Annotated in this window: 19 protein-coding genes; 9 read left to right on the top strand and 10 right to left on the bottom strand. The window is 68.1% G+C overall.

Annotation, left to right across the window (positions count from 1 at the left end; translation table 11 throughout):
- Positions 1-17: 17 nt before the first annotated feature.
- On the bottom strand, positions 18-1,484 hold the full coding sequence (mqo, locus tag NP4_RS11470) for a malate dehydrogenase (quinone) (RefSeq protein ID WP_067996251.1): 1,467 nt from the start codon (positions 1,482-1,484) through the stop codon (positions 18-20).
- A 91-nt stretch (positions 1,485-1,575) separates the two neighbouring features.
- On the opposite strand from mqo, the gene NP4_RS11475 reads away from it, so the two are divergent.
- Positions 1,576-2,466, top strand: coding sequence for a LysR family transcriptional regulator (locus NP4_RS11475; RefSeq protein WP_067996254.1), 891 nt, complete (start codon positions 1,576-1,578; stop codon positions 2,464-2,466).
- Here the strand turns inward: NP4_RS11475 and NP4_RS11480 are convergent.
- Genes NP4_RS11480 through NP4_RS11490 form a run of 3 tightly spaced genes read right to left on the bottom strand, consistent with a single transcriptional unit; the run spans position 2,452 to position 6,232 of the window.
- Positions 2,452-2,832, bottom strand: a complete 381-nt coding sequence (locus NP4_RS11480; RefSeq protein WP_169813713.1) for a ubiquitin-like domain-containing protein — start codon at positions 2,830-2,832, stop codon at positions 2,452-2,454. The genes NP4_RS11475 and NP4_RS11480 overlap by 15 nt on opposite strands.
- A gap of 59 nt (positions 2,833-2,891) precedes the next feature.
- Positions 2,892-4,838, bottom strand: a complete 1,947-nt coding sequence (locus NP4_RS11485) for a vWA domain-containing protein (protein ID WP_067996261.1) — start codon at positions 4,836-4,838, stop codon at positions 2,892-2,894.
- The gene (locus tag NP4_RS11490; protein ID WP_067996265.1) at positions 4,835-6,232 is read right to left on the bottom strand and encodes an ATP-binding protein; all 1,398 of its coding nucleotides are present in this window, start codon (positions 6,230-6,232) and stop codon (positions 4,835-4,837) included. Before NP4_RS11490 ends, NP4_RS11485 begins: the two co-directional genes overlap by 4 nt.
- Positions 6,233-6,509: 277 nt before the next feature.
- Here NP4_RS11490 and NP4_RS11495 point away from each other — a divergent pair, with 277 nt between their 5' ends.
- Positions 6,510-6,866: a hypothetical protein gene (locus NP4_RS11495; RefSeq protein ID WP_147287990.1), complete on the top strand. Its 357-nt coding sequence runs from the start codon at positions 6,510-6,512 to the stop codon at positions 6,864-6,866.
- On the opposite strand, the gene NP4_RS11500 is transcribed toward NP4_RS11495, so the two are convergent.
- Entirely contained in the window at positions 6,820-7,539 is a 720-nt protein-coding gene (locus NP4_RS11500; RefSeq protein ID WP_211335896.1) for a LysR family substrate-binding domain-containing protein, read from the bottom strand. The genes NP4_RS11495 and NP4_RS11500 overlap by 47 nt on opposite strands.
- A gap of 11 nt (positions 7,540-7,550) precedes the next feature.
- On the opposite strand from NP4_RS11500, the gene NP4_RS11505 reads away from it, so the two are divergent.
- Entirely contained in the window at positions 7,551-8,354 is an 804-nt protein-coding gene (locus NP4_RS11505; RefSeq protein WP_082875802.1) for an MBL fold metallo-hydrolase, read from the top strand.
- A 3-nt stretch (positions 8,355-8,357) separates the two neighbouring features.
- Here NP4_RS11505 and nagA read toward each other — a convergent pair whose 3' ends face one another.
- Genes nagA through NP4_RS11525 form a run of 4 tightly spaced genes read right to left on the bottom strand, consistent with a single transcriptional unit; the run spans position 8,358 to position 12,844 of the window.
- The gene (gene nagA, locus NP4_RS11510; protein WP_067996274.1) at positions 8,358-9,497 is read right to left on the bottom strand and encodes an N-acetylglucosamine-6-phosphate deacetylase; all 1,140 of its coding nucleotides are present in this window, start codon (positions 9,495-9,497) and stop codon (positions 8,358-8,360) included.
- Positions 9,494-10,513, bottom strand: a complete 1,020-nt coding sequence (locus NP4_RS11515; RefSeq protein WP_067996794.1) for an SIS domain-containing protein — start codon at positions 10,511-10,513, stop codon at positions 9,494-9,496. The genes nagA and NP4_RS11515 overlap by 4 nt, the downstream gene beginning before the upstream one ends.
- A gap of 31 nt (positions 10,514-10,544) precedes the next feature.
- Positions 10,545-11,447, bottom strand: a complete 903-nt coding sequence (locus NP4_RS11520) for an N-acetylglucosamine kinase (RefSeq protein ID WP_067996278.1) — start codon at positions 11,445-11,447, stop codon at positions 10,545-10,547.
- Entirely contained in the window at positions 11,444-12,844 is a 1,401-nt protein-coding gene (locus NP4_RS11525; RefSeq protein ID WP_067996280.1) for a sugar porter family MFS transporter, read from the bottom strand. The genes NP4_RS11520 and NP4_RS11525 overlap by 4 nt, the downstream gene beginning before the upstream one ends.
- A gap of 119 nt (positions 12,845-12,963) precedes the next feature.
- Between NP4_RS11525 and NP4_RS11530 the strand changes: the two genes are divergently transcribed.
- Positions 12,964-13,698, top strand: coding sequence for a GntR family transcriptional regulator (locus NP4_RS11530; RefSeq protein ID WP_067996283.1), 735 nt, complete (start codon positions 12,964-12,966; stop codon positions 13,696-13,698).
- A 188-nt stretch (positions 13,699-13,886) separates the two neighbouring features.
- Here NP4_RS11530 and NP4_RS11535 read toward each other — a convergent pair whose 3' ends face one another.
- Entirely contained in the window at positions 13,887-14,477 is a 591-nt protein-coding gene (locus NP4_RS11535; protein WP_082875769.1) for a TetR/AcrR family transcriptional regulator, read from the bottom strand.
- A gap of 105 nt (positions 14,478-14,582) precedes the next feature.
- Here NP4_RS11535 and NP4_RS11540 point away from each other — a divergent pair, with 105 nt between their 5' ends.
- From NP4_RS11540 to NP4_RS11555, 5 genes are all read left to right on the top strand, one after another.
- A complete protein-coding gene (locus NP4_RS11540; protein WP_169813714.1) occupies positions 14,583-16,745 on the top strand; it encodes an MMPL family transporter in 2,163 nt (720 codons plus the stop codon).
- Positions 16,746-16,893: 148 nt separating this feature from the next.
- On the top strand, positions 16,894-17,061 hold the full coding sequence (locus tag NP4_RS41615) for a hypothetical protein (protein WP_169813715.1): 168 nt from the start codon (positions 16,894-16,896) through the stop codon (positions 17,059-17,061).
- 233 nt (positions 17,062-17,294) lie between these two features.
- Entirely contained in the window at positions 17,295-18,524 is a 1,230-nt protein-coding gene (locus NP4_RS11545; protein ID WP_255285494.1) for a PP2C family protein-serine/threonine phosphatase, read from the top strand.
- Positions 18,521-20,134, top strand: a complete 1,614-nt coding sequence (locus NP4_RS11550; protein ID WP_067996294.1) for a sensor histidine kinase — start codon at positions 18,521-18,523, stop codon at positions 20,132-20,134. The genes NP4_RS11545 and NP4_RS11550 overlap by 4 nt, the downstream gene beginning before the upstream one ends.
- Positions 20,131-20,574: a response regulator gene (locus NP4_RS11555; RefSeq protein ID WP_067996297.1), complete on the top strand. Its 444-nt coding sequence runs from the start codon at positions 20,131-20,133 to the stop codon at positions 20,572-20,574. The genes NP4_RS11550 and NP4_RS11555 overlap by 4 nt, the downstream gene beginning before the upstream one ends.
- Positions 20,575-20,593: the final 19 nt, after the last annotated feature.

The following is a 20,593-nucleotide window of genomic DNA, read 5'->3' on the forward strand; positions in this document are numbered from 1 at the left end:
CGAACCAGTATCCGCCACTACGCCAGCTTCAGTCGCGTCCCGGTCCGGGTCAAGGCCTCGGCGACGGTCCGCTCATCGGCGTCGACAGGTTCGGCGAGGCCGGGCATGAGCGCGCGCAGCGTCGGCTCCCATGCCGCGGCTTCATCGGGAAAGCAGCGTCGCAGCAGTTCGACCATGATCGCGGGGGCGGTCGACGCGCCGGGCGACGCGCCGAGCAGTCCCGCGATGGCGCCGTCCGCGCCGGTGATCAGTTCGGTGCCGAAGGTAAGCTCCCCGAACCCCCGCGCATCCGGCTTGACCAATTGCGCGCGCTGCCCGGACTGGATCGCATACCAGTCCGCGGGCTCGGCATCGGGGCAGAATCGTTGCAGCTGTGCGAATCTCGCGCGCCGAGACGACAGCAACTGCACGACCAGATACCGCACCAGTCCGAGATTGCGGACTCCGGCGCTGAGCAGCACCACGAGATTGTGCGGCCGCAGCGTGGTGAACAGATCGATCGGCCGACCGCGGGTGAGCAGTTTGGTGCTGAATGTCGGATACGGCCCGAACAGCAGCGATTCCCGCCCGTCGACGAATCGGCGATCCAGATGCGGCACCGACATCGGCGGCGCACCGAGCGCGGCGCGGCCGTAGACCTTCGCGTCGTGCCGCCGCACCACCTCCGGATTGTCGGTGCGCAGGAACCGAGCGCCGAACGGGAAGACGGCATAGCCGCGGACCTCCGGAACGCGCGCCCGCTGCAACAGCTTCAACGCGTAACCGCCCGCGCCGACGAAGACGAAGCGCGTGCGAACAACCGTGCGCTGCTTGGTATTACGATTGCGCACCCGCACCGTCCACAGGCCGTCCGCGGTACGGCGCAGACCGATCACCTCATGCCCGGTCCGGATTCGCGCCCCGGCCTCGGTCATCGCATCCGCCAGCGCGCGCGTGAGCGCCCCGAAGTCGACATCGGTTCCGGCCTCATACCTGGTGGCGGCCACGGGTTCTCCGGCATCACGGCCCCGCATGATCAGCGGCGCCCATCGCGCGATCGTGTCTCGATCCTCGCTGTAACGCATCGCCGAGAACAGCGGCAGCCGTCGCAAGGCCTCGAAACGCGCACGCAGATAAGCGATATCGCGCGCACCGAATACCACATCCAGATGCGGCGTCGACCGCACGAATCCTCCCGGTTCCGGCAGCCGTCCCTGATCCACCAGCGAAGCCCAGAACTGCCGCGACAGATGGAACAGCCGCGCGATCTCCTCGGCCCTGGTCGAATCCGTCGGATCCGGCATGTAATTGAGTTCGCAGAAACCGGAATGTCCGGTACCGGCATTGTTCCAGGCGTGCGAACTCTCCCCGGCCAACTCGTCGAGCCGCTCGTAGAGCACCGTGGACCAGTCCGGCCGCACGGTGGTGAGCAGCGCACCCAGTGTGGTCGACATGATGCCGCCGCCGATCAGTACGACATCGTGAATCTCGCTGGTATCGGGCATATTCGGCCTCTCTGTCCTCCCGTATCGGCCCATTGTGTCCCCGCTCGAACTCATCCGTCCAATACGTGAATGATGGCTTTATCATCCGAATGTGGATGAATACGAGACGACCGGCATCGAGGCCTTCGCACCGCTGCTCGCGGCATTCGAGGCGGCGGCGGGGGAGCAGCACATCACCCGGGCCGCCGATCTGCTGGGCGTACCGCAGTCGTCACTGAGCCGACGGCTCAAGGCGTTGGAGCAGACGCTCGGTGTGCCGCTGTTCCAGCCGGTCGGGCGGCGGGTCGCACTGACCCCGGCGGGCCGGGAGCTGCACGAGCGCATGCGAGAACCGTTGCGCGCCTTGGGGGATGCGGTGGATGTGGTGCGCGGACACGCCGATCCGGAGGGCGGGCTGGTGCGCTTCGGATTCCCGCTCAGCCTCGGGCCGGTGAGCATGCCCGGTCTGCTGGCCGGATTCCACGCCGCCGCGCCGCGGATCCGGCTGCAACTGGTGCAGGCGCACGGTGAGGCGTTGCTCGAGCAGATTCGGGACGGGCGGTTGGATCTGGCGGTGGTGATTCCGGCGCCCGCGGAGCTGCCCGCGCTCGTGCTGGGACATCAGGACATCCACCTGTACGTCGCGCGCGACCACCGGCTGGCCGCGCGTAAACGCGTCGATCTCGCCGAACTGGCCGATGAGCCGTTCGTGGCCAATCCGCCGAGCTATCACCTGCGGCAGCAACTCGATTCCTGGTGCGCGACAGCCGGATTCGAGCCACGGGTGGTATTCGAGATCACCGAATTCGATACCTTGCGCGCGCTGGTGGGCCACGGCCTGGGAATCGCGCTGCTGCCCGCGCCCGAGCTTGCGCATCCCGAACTGGTCGCGGTGGCGCTGACCGGTCGCCGTCGCCGCAGTATCGGCCTCGTGGGCGGCACGCGGCCGACTCCGGCGGTGGCTCGCTTACGCGACTACATCGCGGCGTCAGATCACCTGTAGGACCAGATGGGGGTCGGTGCTGATGTTGTAGGAGGACAGGCTGCGATCATCGTCCAGTTCGGCGCCGTCCAGCAGTAGCCGCTGGCGCTGGGGCGGGATCGAGTATTCGGCCTCGATCTTCTTCTTCACCGCCCTGATGGTGTCGCTGGGCGCGGCCACGATGGTGAATTCGCGGTCCTGCGGCAGCTTCGCGCCCCACTGCGACGAGCGCGGCACACCGGATGCCCTGATGTACAGGGTGAGCTGTTTGGTGGCCTCCGGCGGGGCGGGCTGGATATTGCTGGGCTGGGCCGTCGCGGTCGCGATGGGCAGGCTCACCCCGAGTGTCACCGCGACGACCAGGCACAACTTCCGGAACGCGGACATGAACCCATTCAAGCTCGCCCCGCCGCCGCGGCCGCGCTCCGGCGGCGGCATGTCGCGAACTATCGGCGAGCGCGCAGGTAATCGCTGACCACCGCCGCGCCCAGCCCGTCGAGATCCGGCGCCACGACCCGGCCGCCGCTGCGGCGGGCCACGAGATCGACGAAGGCGGCCAGGCGGGGTTCCTCGCCGAGCATGAACACCGTGATCGAGGCGCCCAGTTTGGCCAGGGCGTCGACCTGGGTCATGGTGACGGCGAGGGTACGCGGTTCGGGCGGCCAGTTGAAATACGCCTCGCCGCTGGCCTCCAGATGCGCGGTCGGCTCACCGTCGGTGACCACGAGCACGACCGGTACGGCATCGGGATGCCTGCGCAGATGCCGGGCGGCCAACAGCAGCGCGTGATGCAGATTGGTGCCCTGCTCCCACACCGGCTCCAACGCGGTCAGCTCGCCGATGTCGACGGTCTGGGCGTGGCGGCCGAAGGTGATCAGATCCAGTGCGTCGGAACGGAATCGGGTCGCGATCAGATGCTGTAGCGCCAGCGCGGTGCGTTTCATCGGCACCCAGCGACCGTCCTGCACCATCGACCAGGAGGTGTCGACGCACAGGGCCACCGCCGCGCGGGAGCGCTGTTCGGTCTCCATGATCTCGACATCGGAGACGTCCAGGGTCACCGCGCGTCCGCCCGTGGAGGCCGTGCGCAGTACGGCATTGCGGACGGTTCGGGGCACATCCCACGGCTCGGTATCGCCGAATCGCCAGGCCCGCGTGCCGCCGGTGGGTTCGCCCGCCGCGCCGGCCAGGGCGGTATCGCGCTGGCCGCGCCGAGAACGCAACTGCCCCACGATATTCCGTAGCGCCACCTCGCCGAGCCGCCGTAACGCCTTGGGCGTCAACCGCAACGAACCGTCGGGCGCACGTTCGAACAGGCCCTGCCGCCGCAGTTCGCGTTCGAGTTCGGCCAGCCGCGCCGCGTCCACGCGCGCCTGATCGCCGAGTTGGCGCGCCAGCGCGTCCAGGTCGATGTCCTCGAGCCGCGCGCCCGGATACGACTGACCCAATTGCTCTGCCAGCGCGTCCAATTCGGCGAGATCCTGCAGCGCCTGCGCGCCCTCGCCGAGTCCGAGCGGATCCTCGCCGCGGAACCGTTGCGCCGAATCCCAGTCCTCACCGGGCCGCAGGGCCCGCAGCTGCGCGTCCAATGCCGAAACCTGCTGTGCCAGCCGGGGATCGCCGAAGGCCTGACCTATCAGCTCCTCCAATTCGGCGCGCTGCTGCGCCGACATCGAATTCAGCATGCGCTGCGCGGCCGCCGAGCGGGCGGCCAGGGCATCGATCAGCTCATCGGTATCGCGTGGATTCTCGGGGAAGAATTCGCCGTGCTTCGCCATGAATTCGCCGAACTGCCGCTCGGTGTCGTCACCGCGGGCGTGGGCGGCGAGCAGATCGTTGAGATCCGACATCATCCGCCGGATCCGCTCGACATCCTCGGGTGTGGTGCCCTGCAGGGCCTGCTTCACTCCCTGGAAACGGGAGTCCAGCAGCTCACGACCCAGTAACTCGCGGATCTTCCCGTAGTTCTCGCGTCCGGCCTCCGAACGCCAATCGTATTCGGCCAGTTCGCCGATCGCCGCGGCCGTACTCGGCGGCAGCGCGTCCAACCGCGCCTCGGCGAAGCGGGCGTCGTCGGAGGGATCCGGGAACAGCGCGGTGCGTTCGGCCCGCAGCGCCTCGTCCAGCAGTTCGCGTACCTGCTGCAGCGTGCCGTCGAGACGGTGGCGACGGGTGATCTCCGCGCGGCGCTGCCACAGCTGCCGGGTCAGCTCGTCGAGGCCGCGGGTGTCACGCAATCCGCGGCGCAGCAGCTCCTCGAGCGCGCTGCGCGGTGAGCTGCCCTCCATGACATCGCGCCCGATGTGATCGAGCGCCTCGCGCAGATCCAGCGGGGGCGCAAGGGGATCCGGCCCGTCGTGATACGGGCCGTAGGCGTAACGATCCGCGGTCACGGCCCGTACACCGCCGTGCCGTCGTCGGAGTCCTTGGCCACCTTGCGCGCCAGATACAGTGACTCCAAGGCGAATTCGACCGCCGAGGCGATCCGCGCGGGCGGATCGGTGGCCGCCACGCCGAGCCGTCCGGCCACCTCGTGCAATATGGGCAGTTCTGGCAGCGCGGCCAGCAGCTGCGCCCCGGTGACCTGCTCGCCGGTGGTGACCATGGCGCCCTCGCCGAGTGCCTCGACCAGCGGTCGCAGATTCAGTCCGCCCAGCCGTCCGCGCGCGGTCTCGGCGAACGAGCGCCGCAGCAGATGGGTGAGATGCTCCTGTTCGCGGCCCTCCTCACCGGATTCGAATTCCAGTTTGCCGCGCAGCACCGCGGGCACCGACTCCAGATCGATGGGTCGGGCGACGGCCGGGCGCTCGCCGGTGATTGCCGAGCGGCGTAACGCTGCGGCCGCCACGGTCTCGGCAGCGGCGACCGCGAATCGGGCCGACACACCCGAACGCTGGTCGATCGCGGGCGATTCGCGCAACTGCCGCACGAATCGGGCGAGCACCTCGATCAGCGGATCGCTGACCTCGGCCACCAGTTCGGCCTCTTGGCGCACCAGACCGACCTCGGCGTCGACGCTGAGCGGATAGTGCGTGCGGATCTCCGCGCCGAAGCGGTCCTTGAGCGGCGTGATGATCCGGCCGCGGTTGGTGTAGTCCTCGGGGTTGGCGGTCGCGACGAGCAGCACGTCCAACGGCAGCCGCAGCGTATAGCCGCGGACCTGAATATCGCGCTCCTCCATGACATTCAGCAGCGCGACCTGGATGCGTTCGGCCAGATCCGGCAGCTCGTTGATGGCCACGATGCCCCGATGCGCGCGCGGCACCAGGCCGAAGTGGATGGTTTCGGGATCGCCCAGACTGCGACCCTCGGCGACCCGGACCGGGTCCACATCGCCGATCAGATCGCCGACGGAGGTATCGGGGGTGGCGAGCTTTTCCGCATAGCGTTCCGAACGATGCCGCCACGCCACCGGCAGATCGTCACCGTATTCGGCGGCCAGGCGCTTACCGGTCGGGCTGATCGGATCCAGCGGATGTTCACCGAGTTCGGCGCCCGTGATCACGGGCGACCATTCGTCGAGCAGTCCGATCAGTGTCCGCAGCAGTCGGGTCTTACCCTGTCCGCGCTCACCAAGCAGGACGACGTCGTGTCCGGCCAGCAGCGCCCGCTCCAATTGCGGCAGTACGGTGCGGTCGAAGCCGACGATGCCGGGCCATGGATCCGCACCGGATCCGAGCAGGGCCAGCAGATTCTCCCGGATCTCGGTCTTCACGCCGCGCGGTCGGTAACCGGCCGCCCGCAGCTCTCCCGCGGTCCGGGGCAGATCTTGGGGGAGTGTCACCATTTCGACGCTACGACGATCCGGCCCCGGCGTCGACCTTGTTCTCCGGTAGCAAACACGCTGGACAGCTTTTCAGGCTGGGCTGAAACCATCGCGCGGATCATCGGCGCGATGCCAATATCGGGCTGTGGCGGGCTCGTCGGAGCCGCTACCGAAGTCGTCGTTCGCGCAGCCGCGGCGGGTGCTCACGGACGATGCGCGACCGCGCCGTGATCTTCGAGAATTCGTCGGAGAACGCCGCGGTTTCGGGGGGAAACGCGCGAATCGGAAGGAGTTCGTGGTGTCTACCGAGCGCGTCTATCGGTCTCGGACGCTCGAATGTGGTGCGCTGCTTGGTCTGCTCGCTCAACTGGCGGGTTCGATCGCCGTCGAGCTCGGAATGCTCGGCGGTGCGGTGGGGGTATTGATCGGTTGGGGCGTACCGGCCTGGGCCGCATGCGGTTTCGGATTGCGGCTGGCGGTGCGCTGTTGGTCGCCGGTCGATACCGGGGTGGTGCACCACCGGTTTCGGATCAAGGCGACGGCGCTCGCGGCCGCGACGGCGATCGTCGCGGCCTGTTCGCTCGAACCGCCCGACGACGCCGTCGTGATCATCGTGGACGGTCCGGTCCGCGACGGAGACGGTCTCGCCGAGTGACGGCCGCGGTGATCCGCGCGAACGAGTGGACCAGCGGATTGTGATCGGCGCTGTTCCAGGCCAGCACCAGCTCGCTGGGCGGGTGGTCGCGCAGCGGCACCACGGTCAGACCGGGCTGGAGGTCGTGTCCCATGGCGGTCAGGCCGACGGTGTCGTTCCACAGCACCGCCTGGACGCATTCGTGAATCGTGCGCAACACCGGTCCGTCGGAACGGACCCGCGATGGAATCCAGCACGCGCGCCACTGCGCGTCGGTGTCCTCGGGCAGCCGGAACCAGCGCCGCTCGACCAGATCCGCGAGCTCGAGGCTCGACCGTCGCGCGAGCGGATCGTCCGCGCGCAGGACCACGCCGATCGGATCGGATCGCAGCACCCGCACCGTCATCGCGCTGCGGTCGAACGGCGCGCGGGTGAGGGCGATATCCGCGCGGCCGGATCGCACCCCGGCGGTCGGATCGGTGAAATCGGTTTCGTGGATGCGGACTTCGACGCCGGGGTGCCGTTCACGAAACGCCGCGGCCAGTGCGGCCCCACCCTTTCGACGCTGTCGGCGAGGGTGCCGACGGTCAGGATGGGCGGACCGGCCGCCGCCGTCGCGCGCGAACGAGCCCGCTCGGCGTGGTTCAGCAGCGCCCGGGCGTCCTCGAGCAGCGAAACCCCCCGGCGGGGTCAGCGCGAGTGCCGATGGTCCCCAATATCGGACTCATCGGGGGTCGCGAGGCGGTCCTGGTCGTCGACACCGGACTGGGGCCGGACAATGCCGACCGGGTGCTCGAGTTCGCGCTCGACTGCGCCCGCGGCCGCGCGCTGTATCTGACCACCACCCACTTCCACCCCGAACATGCTTTCGGCGCACAGTCTTTCGCCGGTGCGGCGACCTATCTGATCAACAGCGCGCAGGCGACCGATCTGGCCGAGCGCGGTCCGGGATATCTCGATATGTTCCGCGGCCTGGGCGAGGCGGTGGCCAACCGGCTCGACGGGGTGCGCTCGGCGCGACCGGATCTGGTCTACGACACCAGCTACGATCTGGATCTCGGCGGGCGGATCGTGCGTCTGGCAGCGACCGGGCGCGGGCACACCGCGGGCGATCAGATCGTCCGGGTGCCCGATGCCGACGCGCTGTTCACCGGTGATCTGGTGGAATCCGGCCAGTTCGCGATCTTCCCGTGGTTCCCGCCGCACGACACCGACGTCTCCGGAACACGGTGGCTGGCGATCATGGAACGCCTCGCCGAGACCTCGCCCGCCACCGTGGTTCCGGGCCACGGCGATATCGGCGGCCCCGATCTGCTCGCCGATGTCCGCGACTATCTACGCCTGCTGCGCGACGAGACCTGGCGTCGACGGCATTCGGCCATGAGCGAGGAGACCATCGCCGCCGAGATCACCGCCCTGATGATCGGACGCCGTCCCGACTGGACCGGGCGCGAGTGGATCGCCCCCGGCGTGGGCTGCCTGTGCGCGGAACATCGCGGCGGTCACTAGATTTCAGGACAGCAGCGCGCCGCGCCGCACGACCGCGGTGAGTGCCAGGTCGCGATCCAGGACGACGAGATCGGCGCGCGAACCCGGACACAGGCGACCCACCTCGGTGAGTCCCACGGCGCGGGCCGGATTCGTCGAGGTCATCCGCACGGCCGCGAGCAGCGCCGCATCCGGATCCGGTCCCGCGGCGGTCACGGCCGCGCGGAACAGCTGCGCCATGGTGGCGGTACTGCCCGCGATGGTCGAGGTGCCGGTCACATGAGCGACGCCGCAGCAGACGGTCACGTCGACCGGTCCGAGCCGGTACTCACCGTCGGGGGTGCCCGCGGCGGCCATCGCGTCGGTGACCAGAGCGATGCGGTCGGAACCCTTGCCGCGCACCAGATCTCGCAGCAGTGCCGGATGGATGTGGACGCCGTCGGCGATGAGTTCGACGGTCACCCGGGGATCCTCGAGCAGTGCCAGGACGGGTCCGGGTTCGCGGTGGTGCAGCGGCCGCATGGCATTGAACACGTGGGTGCCGACGGTCGCGCCCGCCTCGATCGCCGCGCGGGTCTGGTCGTAGGTGGCGTCGGTATGGCCCACGGCGACAACGACATTCGCCTGGACGAACCGATCGATCGCGGCCGCCGCGCCGGGCAGCTCCGGTGCGATCGTCACCATGCGGATCGCGCCGCGACCGGCCTCGAGCAGTGCGGTGATCTCGGCCGGATCGGGATCGCGCAGTTGGTTCTCGGCGTGCGCGCCGCGCCGGGCCGGGCTGAGCCACGGTCCCTCCAAATGGATTCCGGCGAGGGTTCCGGAGCCCACCTGGTCGGCGATGAGCGCGACCGTGCTCAGCAGTTCATCCGGCGACGCCGTCACCAGGCTCGCCAGCGTCGTGGTGGTGCCGTGGCGCAGATGGAATCGCGCGGCCTCCGCGACGGCCGCGGCGGTGCCGTCGGAATACGACGCACCGCCGCCGCCGTGCACATGCATATCGACGAAGCCGGGCACGACGGTGCTCTCGGGCAGGTCGAGATCCGGCGCGCGGGGCGGAGTTCCGCTGCCGCAGGCGGCGATTCGCTCACCCTCGAATTCGATCCAACCCGGCCGGCAGATCCGGTCGTCGAGCACGATCGTGCCCGCGCTGATCAGCATCACAGCGTTTCGGTCACCTTGTTCAGCCCGCGCGGCCGATCCGGATCCCCGCCGCGGGCGATCGCCAGATGGAACGCGAGTTGCTGCAGCGGCAGGATCTCGAGCAGCGGCGACAGCGATTCGGGCACCCCCGTCGGCAGCGTCACTCCGCCGGTCAGCCCCGAAATCGCCTCGGCCGCACCGACACCGAAGACATCGGCGCGCAGCTCGGCCAGTCGCGCCAGCACCGGCAGCATCGCCTTGCCGCCGCGACCCTCCGGCACGATCGCCAGCACGGGCACCGACGGATCGATGGTGGCCAGCGGACCGTGCAGCAGATCCGCGCCGGAGAAAGCCTGCGCGGACAGGTAGGAGGTCTCCATGAGCTTCAACGCCGCCTCGCGGGCGGTCGGATAGGAGTAGCCGCGCGCGGAGGTGATCAGACGCTGGGCGAAGCGGTAGCGCGCCGCCGCCCCGGCCAGGGCCGCGCCCGATTCGAGCACCTGCGCGCCCAGACGCGGCAACTCGGCGGTGTCCGAACCGTCTCCGCCGCGGGCGAATTCGAGCATCAGATACAGCGCCAGCAGTTCGGCGGTGTAGGACTTGGTCGCCGCGACCGCGAGTTCGGGTCCGGCGAGGATATCGATGTGCACCTCGGCGGCGGCCGCCAGCGCGGAGTTCGGATTGTTGGTCAGGGCCAGGGTCAGCGCGCCCTGGCGGCGGGCGACCTCTACCGACTGCACCAGATCGGGTGAGCCGCCGGACTGGCTGACCGCGACCACCAGCACATCGCGCAGATCCGGAGTGCTGCCGTAGACCGTCATGGTCGACGGCGAGGCCAGTCCGGCGGGCAAGCCGTGGTGGATCTCCACCAGGTACTTGCCGTACAGCGCGGCGTGATCGCTGGTGCCGCGCGCCACGAACAGCACGAATCGTGGCTGGTACTCGGCGATTCGGGCCGCGGCGGCGCGGATGGCGTCGGTGCCCTCGCTGAGCAGGCGCTGCCACGCCGCGGGCTGTTCGGCGATCTCGGCCGCCATCAGTGCGCCGGGTTTGTGCTGCTCGGTCATATCACTCCTCGAGTCGATGGCTTGTTCGGTCCGCGAGTCGCTGTGCCAGCCGCAGCGCGCCGCTGACCGGGTCGGTATCGAGCATCCGCAGGTCGTGCACCCCGCATTCGGCCAGGGTGCGGCGCAACTCCCGCTGCAGCAGAGGTTGATGTACCACCAGCCCGCCCGCGGCGATCACCGGGCCGGCGAACGACAGCCTGCCCGTCACGGTTTCGACGAGTTCGGCCAGTGCGGCGACCGCCTCGTCGACTATCCCGCGACAGCTCGGATCGCCCGCCTCGGCCAGTTCGAAGACGATGCGGGCGCGCCGAGCCCAGTACCTGCGGTCGGTGTGGTTGTAGAAATGGTCGAGCAGTTGTTCGGTCGAGCGCAGTCCGCATTCGGCGGCCAGCGCGCGTCCGAGCGCATCCTCGGGCAGGCCGCGATCCACCCGGGCCAGCGCGCGGCACACGGCCTCGCGCGCGACCCAGTAGCCGCTGCCCTGATCGCCGAGCAGATAACCCCAGCCGCCCGCCCGCACCGAGCGATCGCCATGGCGGCCCCACGCGACCGATCCGGTGCCGGAGATCAGCGCGACGCCGTCATCCAAACCCGCTGCGGCGAGCAATAGTTCGCTGTCGTGGACGACGTGGATCATCGCATCGGGCAGCCGCTCGGCGAGCAGATCGCGCAGCCGCGCCCGGCCCTCCGGTGTGTCGGCTCCCGCCGCGCCCGCGCAGACCGCGCGCACGCCGTAGCCGTCGACCCGCTGCAGCACCAGATCGAGCTGGCGTCCGGCCTCCTGCACACCGGCCGAGGCCAGATTGGCGCTGCCCGCCCGGGCCTGCGCGACGACGACGCCGTCCTCCGCGCGCAGCGCCATCGTCTTGGAACCGCCGATATCGAGCCCGAGTACGCCGGTCATCGACGCGCGTCCTCGTCAGCGGGGGCGGGCCAGCGCGCGCCGTTGTCCCAGTAGTGCCGGATCTCCTCGAGCTGACGGCCCTTGGTTTCGGGCGCGAGCCGGTAGACGAAGGCGAATCCGGCCACCGCCAGCGCGCCGAAGACCGCGAATGTGCCCGCGCCGCCGAGGGATTCGAGCAGCGTCAGGAATACCGCCGCCACGATCGCGTTGGCCACCAGATCCGAGGTCAGCATCGCGCTCGAGCCCATCGACCGCAACCGCGCCGGGAAGCTCTCACCCGCGTAGACCCATACCAGCGCACCGAAGCCGAAGGTGAATCCGACGGTGAACAGCAGGACGCCGAGGAAGCCGAGCACCGTGAGCACGCCGCCGAAATCCGAACTCGTCAGGAAGACCGCGATCAGCAGGACGTTCGCCGCGATCATCATGCCGATGCCGGACAGCAGAATCGGTCGTCGACCCAGCCGATCGACCAGCACCAATGCGGCCAGCACCGCGATCAGCGCCGCCACCTGCACCAGCGCGGGCAGTACGAGCAGGGCGAAATGGCCTCGGAAGCCCATTGCCTCGAACAGCCGCGGGCTGTAGTAGACGATCGCGTTGATACCGGTGATCTGAATGAAGAAGCCCAGTCCGACGACGAATACGGTCGCCCGCAGATACGGCCGCCGCAGCATTTCCCGCAGCGCCCCACCGGTTTCCGCGCGCAGACTGTCCTCGATCTCGGCCAGGGCGGCATCGGCGTCGGCCTCCGGTTCGACCCGCCGCAGCACGTGTCGGGCCTGTTCGGTGCGGCCCCTCATCACATACCAGCGCGCGGTGTCGGGCAGTCGCATCACCAGGATCGTGGTCAGCACCGCGGGCACGGCCGCCAATCCGAGCATCCAGCGCCAGCTGTGCGTCCCGGCCAGCAGATACGCCGCGAGATAGCCGACGATGATGCCGATCACGGTCGTCACCTGATAGGCCACCAGCAGCGCGCCGCGGATGCGGGTCGGCGCGGACTCGGCGACGAACACCGGCACCACCACCACCGAGATGCCGATCGTGATGCCCAGCGCGAAGCGCGCGGCCACCAGCATCGGCAGCGCGGTCGAGAGCGCGCCGAGCAGTGCGAACATCCCGTAGGTCGCCGCGACCAGAACCATCGACTTCTGCCGGCCGATCCGGTTCGCGAGCATGCCGCCGCCGATCGCGCCCAGGATCTCGCCGATCACCACCGCGGTGGTCAGCAGTTCCTGCTGCCGCGTGGTCAGCCCGAACTCGTCGGTTATGAACAGCAGCGCGCCGGCGATGTTGGACAGGTCGTACCCGTAGATCACCCCGATGCTGGCGGCAGCCCCTCCGACCAGCACGCCCAGCCGCGACGACGCTCGCAGCTCGCCCACGAACCCCATACTCTTCGCCTCTCACCATTGAGCAAGGAAGGAATTGGTGTATACCAATCTGTCGGGTGTGAGATTGGCATACACCAATTTCTGCGTCAAACCGGGAGCCTGGCGGTAGGTTTTGCAGTATGCACAACGCCGCCGGGACGGCTCCGGGATCCACGCAGCAGCAACCGCGCTATTACGGCACCAAACTGGCCCTGCGCGATCTGATCACCACGCTGGAACCGTCCACCTCGCTGCCGCCGGAGCGCGTGCTCGCCGAACAGCTCGGCACCTCGCGGACCACGCTGCGCAAGGCGCTGGCCGAACTCGCCGCCGAGGGCATGCTGCGCCGCGTCCAGGGCAGCGGCACCTTCGTCGCACCGGCGACCCCGAAGGTCGTGCATCTGCAGCAGAAGACCTCGCTGACCGACGATCTCCACGATCAGGGCCTACAGGTCACCTCTCGCGTATTGGCGCTGACCAAGGTCCCCGCCGACCCGGCGGTGGCCGAACGCCTCGACCTCGAACCCGGCGTGGCGATCCACCGCCTGCAGCGCCTGCGCTCGGTCGGCGGCGAACCCCTGGCCTTCGAGGTCGCCCACCTCGCCCCGCCCCTGCCCCACCTCGCCCGCCGCCTCGCCGAAAAGGGTTCGCTCTACGCCACTCTGCGCGACTGCTACGACCTCGAGGTCGCCGCGGTCGAGGACACCATCGAAACCGCCCTCACCACCCCCGACGAGGCCACCCTCCTGGAAGTGGCCGTGGGCTCCCCGATCCTGCTGGTCCACCGCCGCGCCTGCGACCCCACCGGCCGCCCCCTCGAATGGACCCGCTCGGCCTACCGCGGCGACCGCTTCCGCTTCGTGGCTCGCGCGTGACGGAGCAGGCCGAGTGTCCCTTTCCTGCAGCGAGTTTCGTGGCCATATACCGTCGAGCTCGACCTCGAAATGATCATCGAGCGTGACGCGTCGATTTCCGTCCCTTTGCTCCGGTCGACGCGGTCTGCCCGCGTAATTCACACACCATGATTTAAACAAATAATTCTTGGTATGTGAATACGCGGCTGTCAGCCTTCCGGGGCTGAGGGTTTCGCGTCTCGCATCCACTGATCGATGGTGGGTCCGTACCAGGCGGCGACCTCGTCGATCGCCGCGCTCGCGAGTGGTTCCAGGCGCAGGATGTAGCGCGTTATCGCGATGCCGATGAGTTGGGAGCTGACCATCGACTGCCGCCGGTTCGTGTGATGGTCGGTGTTGTGCCAGGTTCGTTCGACGATGAACTGTTTCAGGCGCTCGGTGGCCTCCGGGGAGCTTGCTACCGCTTGGGTCACGGCGATGAAGGTGCGGCCGGGCGCTTCGGGGTCCAGTTCCCAGTTTCGGAGGAAGGCCGCGACCACTTCCGTGCCGGAACGGTCCGCGTGGGAGCTGTCGGTGATCGAGTCGTCTCTGAACTCCGCGGCATCGGTCATGCTCTCGACGAACAGATCGACCTTGGTGCCGAAGTAGTGATAGATGAGCGCGGGGTCGACCTCGGCTCGTCGGGCGACGCCGGTGACCGCGGTCTTGTTGAAGCCGTCCTCGGTGAACATCGTCCTCGCCGCGGCCAGGATCACCTCCCGGGTGTCGGTATCGCCGGGCCTGCGGCCACGTCCGGCCATGCTGCTCACGGGGGCTCCCTCCAGTATTCACACACCAAGAATTATCTGCTTAAATCAGACTCTATGAATTCTATGCCGGAGTTCGCCCCCACGAGCCCCCACCCCGTGGGTCGAGTCGGCGGCTGGTGCTACGACCATCGCCGAGCCGTGCTGGTGGGCTGGATCCTCGCGGTGCTCGCGGTGATCGCCGTCTCGATCGGCTTCGGCTCCAGCTTTCGCAACGACTACGGTGGCGACGGCGAATCGGCACAGGCGCAAGCCGTACTGCGACATGCCTTCTCGGCGCAGGCGGGCGACAGCGCACAGCTGGTCTTCCACTCGTCCGACCCGGTGACCGGGCACTCGGATCGAATCACCCAGGCGCTGAACACGATACGACCGCTGCCCGCCGTGACATCGGTATCGGAGCCGGTCCCCGCGCGGAACGGGCGCACAGTCTTCGCGACCATCCAGTTCGACGCGTTGGCCGTCGACCTGTCGAAGGCCGATGTACAACGTGTGATCGATACCGCCGAATCGTTCGGCGATCCGAACCTGCAGGTGGAACTGGGCGGTCCGCCGATCAGCGCGGTCGTGAAACCCGGGCCGGGCGCGAGCGAGGGAATCGGCATCACGGCCGCGATCGTCATCATGCTGGTGGCATTCGGCTCGGTGATCGCCATGGGTCTGCCGATACTCACAGCGCTGATGGGCATCGGCGCGGGCTTCGGGGTGGTGGCGTTGCTCAGTCACCTGCTGATCGAGCCGACCTTCGGCCCGGAGATGATGGCGATGATCGGCCTCGGTGTGGGCATCGACTACGCCCTGTTCGTCGTCACGCGCTATCGCCAGGGCCTGGGCGAAGGGCTCGAACCGCGCGATGCGGTGGTGCTCGCGCTGGCAACCGCTGGTCAATCGGTACTGTTCGCGGGAACTACGGTGTTGATCTCGCTGTGCGGGCTGTTCCTGGTCGGCCAGGAATATCTCGCCGGTCTGGCTCTCGGAACCATCGTGGGCGTATTGGCCGTCATGGCCGCGGCTTTGACGCTGCTGCCCGCGGTGCTCGGCTTCGTCGGTCGCAATGTGGACCGCTGGCATCTGCCTATGCCCCGCCGCTCCGGCACGGCCGTCCGCGCGACGGGCGGAATGTGGTGGCGCTGGAGCCGAACGGTGCAGAAACGACCGTTGCTGTGCGGCGCCATCGCGCTCGCGATATTGGTGACGCTGACATCACCCCTGTTCACGATGCGACTGGCATTCGGCGACGCCGGCAATGATCCCGTCGACCTCACCACACGCCGGGCCTACGATCTGCTGAGCGAGGCTTTCGGTCCTGGATTCAACGGCCCGCTGGTTGTGGCCGCCGAACTTCCCGGCGGAGTCCGCGACCGCGCGACGATCGATGCCGTCGAGGCCGTGCTGTCCCGCGAGCCGGGGGTGGCACGGGTGACTCCGCCCGAATACAACCAGCCCGCCGGCAATGCCGCGGTCATGCTGGTCTACCCGACCACGGAACCGCAGGCCGCGGCCACCGCCACACTGGTGAAAAGATTGCGCGACACCGTCTTCCCACAGGCCACCGCCGGTACCGAGGTGAAGCTCCTGATCGGTGGGAAGACCGCCGCGGGCATCGACGGGTCGACATATCTCGCTCGCCGTCTGCCGTGGGTGATCGGGTTGGTCATTGCCTTGTCGTCGGCCCTGCTGATGGTGGTGTTCCGTTCGATCGTGATTCCGGTGAAGGCCGCGGTGATGAACCTGCTGTCGATCGGGGTGGGTTACGGCGCAATGGTCGCGGTCTATCAATGGGGTTGGCTGGCCACGGTGTTCAACGTCAGTCGGCCCGGCCCCGTCGACCCGTGGATACCGCTGATGATGTTCACCATCGCCTTCGGCCTGTCGATGGACTACGAGGTCTTCCTGCTCTCGCGCATCCGCGAGCAGTGGCGTCGCCACGGCGACAACAGCACGGCCGTGGCCGACGGCATAGCCGTTTCCGGCCGGGTGATCACCGCGGCCGCCGCGATCATGGTGTGCGTATTCGGTTCGTTCGTCATCGGCGACCCGTTGCGCGTCCTCGACATCCTCGGTCTCGGTCTCGCGGTGGCGATCCTGATCGACGCCACGATCATCCGAATGGTCCTGGTCCCCGCCGTCATGCAGGTTCTCGGGAACGCGAACTGGTGGTTGCCCGGTTGGCTGGCGCGAGTGCTGCCCAGTCTTTCGGAAGACGAACCGACCCAGACGGTCTCGGTCGTGAATACACATGCCGCCGTTCAACGGCAATGACGCCGCCCGCCTGCCGGTCTACCGTCCCTCCGGGACAACCCTGATCTTCCACCCATTTCCCCGTTGACCAGGTGCTTTTCCCGTTCCGCCCTGACAGTATCGAACTATCGGATCGCGATGCGGTTCGGAAACTTCGGGAGGAATGGACATGTTCTGGAAGATCCTGGGCGTCGTCGCGCTCGCGTGGCTGGCGCTGATCGTGGTCGGGGCGCTGGTCAAGGCGCTGTTCCCGATCCTGATGATCAGCCTGGTGGTGTTCGGGCTGTACCTGCTGTACAAGGCGGTGTCGGGGTCGAACAAGACGACTGTCGGGTAGCTGTAACGACTTTCGCTCGTACGGGCCGTTCGGTGGCGATGCCGAACGGCCCGTACGCATTTCACCGCCCCGGCACGCCGGTGATGCGAGCCGTTCGAAAGATCGGCTACGATCACTGCTGCCTCTCGGTCCAGAAACCGGCCGTTGAGTCAGTCGGCGTGCGCTGATGCCGCCCTCGATGTGATCGGAGGCCAGGGTTTTGGGCTGTCCGGAAAATGGCGTCAGTACCGGCGGTGGCCGTGCGACGTGAAAGTTTCGGCGAGCCGGGTCTCGGGGTCGACCCGGGCTGGACCTGGCAGGAACCCTGGATACTGCTGGTCGAGGACGATGCCGGAGACGCCCTGCTGGTGCGGGAGCTGGTGACCGACGGCGCGCCCGGCCTTCGGTTGGAATGGGTGCGGTCGTTGGCCGAGGCGGGGGAGCGGCTCGTGGATGAGACCCCGGACTGCGTCCTACTGGACCTGCACCTACCCGATGCCCACGGGCTCGAGGCGCTGGCCCGCATCCGCGGCTTCACCGACGCGGCCGTGGTGGTGATGACCGGACTCGATCAGGAGCAGACCGGCCTGGCCGCGGTCGCCTCGGGCGCACAGGACTATCTGGTCAAGGGCCGCGTGGAATCGGAACTGTTCGGCCGCGCGGTCCGCTACGCGATTCAACGCAAACAGGCCGAACGCACCAGCGCCGCACTGCAAGCCAGTCAACTGCGCGCCCAGGAGAACGCCCGACTCGAGCGCGGGCTGCTGCCCACCCCGCTGCTGCCCGCCGACACCGCGGTCTCGGTGCTGTCGCGCTATCGCCCCGGCCGCTCGCACGCGCTGCTCGGTGGTGACTTCTACGACGTGGTCCAGGGCCCCGACGGCATCGTGCACGCCGTGATCGGCGATGTGTCCGGACACGGCCCGGACGCGGCCGCCACCGGTGTCGCCCTGCGATTGGCTTGGCGCACACTGGTTTTGAGCGGCGTGACCGGCGCGCGCCAGCTGCACGTGATGGAACAGGTGCTGTTGGCCGAACGCACCGACCGCCAGACCTTCGCCACCGCGACCTTCCTGGTCCTCGACCCCGCGACCCGGCTCGTCCGGGTCCAGCGTGCGGGTCATCCGGGCATGGTGCTGCGGTCCGGGAACGAACTGAACTGGGTCGAGGTCCCCGGCGGCCCGGCGCTCGGCTTCCTGCCCGAACAGGCCGAATGGCCCATCCAGGAACTGCCGCTGCCGATCGACAGCGCGCTGATGCTGTTCACCGACGGCCTGTTCGAGGGTTGCACCGGCGCGGATCGGGAACGCCTCGGCGAACGCGGCATGCTCGAGATCGCCCGCGCGGTGGCGGTCGAACAGCCGGAGACCTTCGTCGACGAATTGATCGGGCGAGTCGAGGGATTGGCCGGGGAGACCGGTGGATTGGACGACGATTTGGCGATTCTGTATCTGCGCTGGAGCGACGGGGGATCGATCCGATGACACCGCACGAGTCGCGCGTGGTCGGCCGCCTGACGGTGCAGGCGTGGTTCCAGATCGTGCTGGCCTCGATGATCCTGCTGGTGGTCATCGGTGCGGCCCTGGGCACACAGGTCATCGCGTCCACCACCACGATCAGCGATCGCCTGCTCGATCGAACCCTGCCCGCCACCGCGGAGGCCTACCGGTTGCAGAGCGGCCTGGTCGATCAGGAAACCGGCGTGCGCGGATACGCCATCACCGCCGATCCGGCCTTCCTGGAACCGTATTCGGACGGTAAGCAGCTCGAACAGCAGGCGAGCGCGCGCCTGCGCGACCTGCTGTCGGACCGTCCGGACCTGCTGTCGGATCTGGACGGCATCGAGCGCAGCGCCGAGCAGTGGCGGCGCGGCTACGCCGATCCGCTGACCTCGATTCAGTCTCCGGCACAGGCTCGTTCGGCCGGTAGCGCGACCGCCGACCGGGGCAAGAGCATCTTCGACGCCGTCCGGGACCAATTCGGACGCCAGAACACCGATCTCGCCGCCGCGCTGGCGGCCGATCACGCCGATCTGGACCGCGCCCGCACGGTGCGCAATGTCGTGCTGATCGGGCTGCTCGTGATCTTCCTGTTGACCAGCATCCTGTTCACCGTTCTGGTGCGCCGATTGGTCGCGCGCCCGCTGCGCTATCTGACCGATTCGTCGCTGCGGGTCGCGGGCGGCGATTTCGAACATCGGATCGTCGCGCACGGACCCGCGGATCTGGCCGCGGTGGCCGAGGCGGTGGAGGATATGCGTCAGGAGATCGTGTCCAAGCTGGGCTCCTCGCGCGCGCAGGAGGCGGCCCTGCAGGATCAGCGCGACACCCTCGATGCCCAGACCGTCGAATTGCGCCGCTCCAACGCCGAATTGGAGCAGTTCGCCTATGTGGCCTCGCACGATCTGCAGGAGCCGCTGCGCAAGGTCGCCTCGTTCTGTCAGCTGCTGGAGAAGCGCTACGGCGACAAACTTGACGATCGCGGCAAGCAGTACATCGACTACGCCGTCGACGGCGCCAAACGCATGCAGGTGCTGATCAACGATCTGCTCACTTTCTCCCGGGTCGGCCGCATCACCGGTGACAACGCCTCCGTACCGCTGCACGAGCCGCTGGCCAAGGCGATCGACAACCTGTCCACGGTGATCGAGGACACCGAGGCCCGCATCGAACGCCCCGACGAACTGCCCGAGATCATGGGCGAGCCGGTGCTGCTGACCATGCTGTGGCAGAACCTGATCGGCAACGCCGTGAAGTTCCGCAAGCCCGATCAGCGCCCCGAGATCCGGATCACCTGTGATCCCGACCCCGACGGCGGCTGGCTGTTCACGCTGTCCGACAACGGAATCGGCATCGAACCCGAATTCGTCGAGAAGGTGTTCGTCATCTTCCAGCGGCTGCACAGTCGCGACGAGTACACCGGCACCGGAATCGGACTGGCCATCTGCAAGAAGATCGTGGAATTCCACGACGGCAGAATCTGGATCGATACCGAGTACGCCGAGGGCACTCGCTTCTGCTTTACCCTGATCGGCACCGACCACACCGTTCGCAGTGCGGATCTCCTACCCGCCACCGAAGGAGCCTCCTCATGACCACATCCGGCCGCCCGATCGATATCCTGCTCGTCGAGGACGATCCCGCCGACGAGCTCATGACGCGGGAAGCGTTCGAGGACAACAAACTTCGCAACAGCCTGCATGTCGCGCGCGACGGCCAGGAGGCGCTGGACTTTCTGTACCGCCAGGGCGGATACGCCGACGCGCCCCGGCCCGATCTGATCCTGCTGGATCTGAATCTGCCCAAATACGATGGGCGCGAGGTGCTCGGGAAGGTCAAGGCCGATCCGGATCTGGCCCATATTCCGGTGGTGGTGCTCACCACCTCCGCGGCCGAGGAGGACATTCTGCGCAGCTATCAGCTGCACGCCAACGCCTATGTGACCAAGCCGGTGGACCTGGATCAGTTCATCGCGGCCATCAAGCAGATCGACGAATTCTTCGTACAGGTGGTCCGGCTGCCCGGACAGCGGTGACCGAACGAATATGTCGGCC

The sequence above is a fragment of the Nocardia pseudobrasiliensis NBRC 108224 genome, from assembly GCF_001613105.1.
GTDB lineage: Bacteria > Actinomycetota > Actinomycetes > Mycobacteriales > Mycobacteriaceae > Nocardia > Nocardia pseudobrasiliensis.

Excerpts from the sequence above, each read along its gene's own strand:
- mqo (WP_067996251.1), bottom strand. The coding sequence starts at position 1,484 with ATGCCCGATACCAGCGAGATTCACGATGTCGTACTGATCGGCGGCGGC.
- NP4_RS11480 (WP_169813713.1), bottom strand. The coding sequence starts at position 2,832 with ATGTCCGCGTTCCGGAAGTTGTGCCTGGTCGTCGCGGTGACACTCGGG.
- NP4_RS11490 (WP_067996265.1), bottom strand. The coding sequence starts at position 6,232 with ATGGTGACACTCCCCCAAGATCTGCCCCGGACCGCGGGAGAGCTGCGG.
- NP4_RS11505 (WP_082875802.1), top strand. The coding sequence starts at position 7,551 with ATGGTCCCCAATATCGGACTCATCGGGGGTCGCGAGGCGGTCCTGGTC.
- NP4_RS11515 (WP_067996794.1), bottom strand. The coding sequence starts at position 10,513 with ATGGCGGCCGAGATCGCCGAACAGCCCGCGGCGTGGCAGCGCCTGCTC.
- NP4_RS11520 (WP_067996278.1), bottom strand. The coding sequence starts at position 11,447 with ATGACCGGCGTACTCGGGCTCGATATCGGCGGTTCCAAGACGATGGCG.
- NP4_RS11525 (WP_067996280.1), bottom strand. The coding sequence starts at position 12,844 with ATGGGGTTCGTGGGCGAGCTGCGAGCGTCGTCGCGGCTGGGCGTGCTG.
- NP4_RS11530 (WP_067996283.1), top strand. The coding sequence starts at position 12,964 with ATGCACAACGCCGCCGGGACGGCTCCGGGATCCACGCAGCAGCAACCG.
- NP4_RS11535 (WP_082875769.1), bottom strand. The coding sequence starts at position 14,477 with ATGGCCGGACGTGGCCGCAGGCCCGGCGATACCGACACCCGGGAGGTG.
- NP4_RS41615 (WP_169813715.1), top strand. The coding sequence starts at position 16,894 with ATGTTCTGGAAGATCCTGGGCGTCGTCGCGCTCGCGTGGCTGGCGCTG.
- NP4_RS11550 (WP_067996294.1), top strand. The coding sequence starts at position 18,521 with ATGACACCGCACGAGTCGCGCGTGGTCGGCCGCCTGACGGTGCAGGCG.
- NP4_RS11555 (WP_067996297.1), top strand. The coding sequence starts at position 20,131 with ATGACCACATCCGGCCGCCCGATCGATATCCTGCTCGTCGAGGACGAT.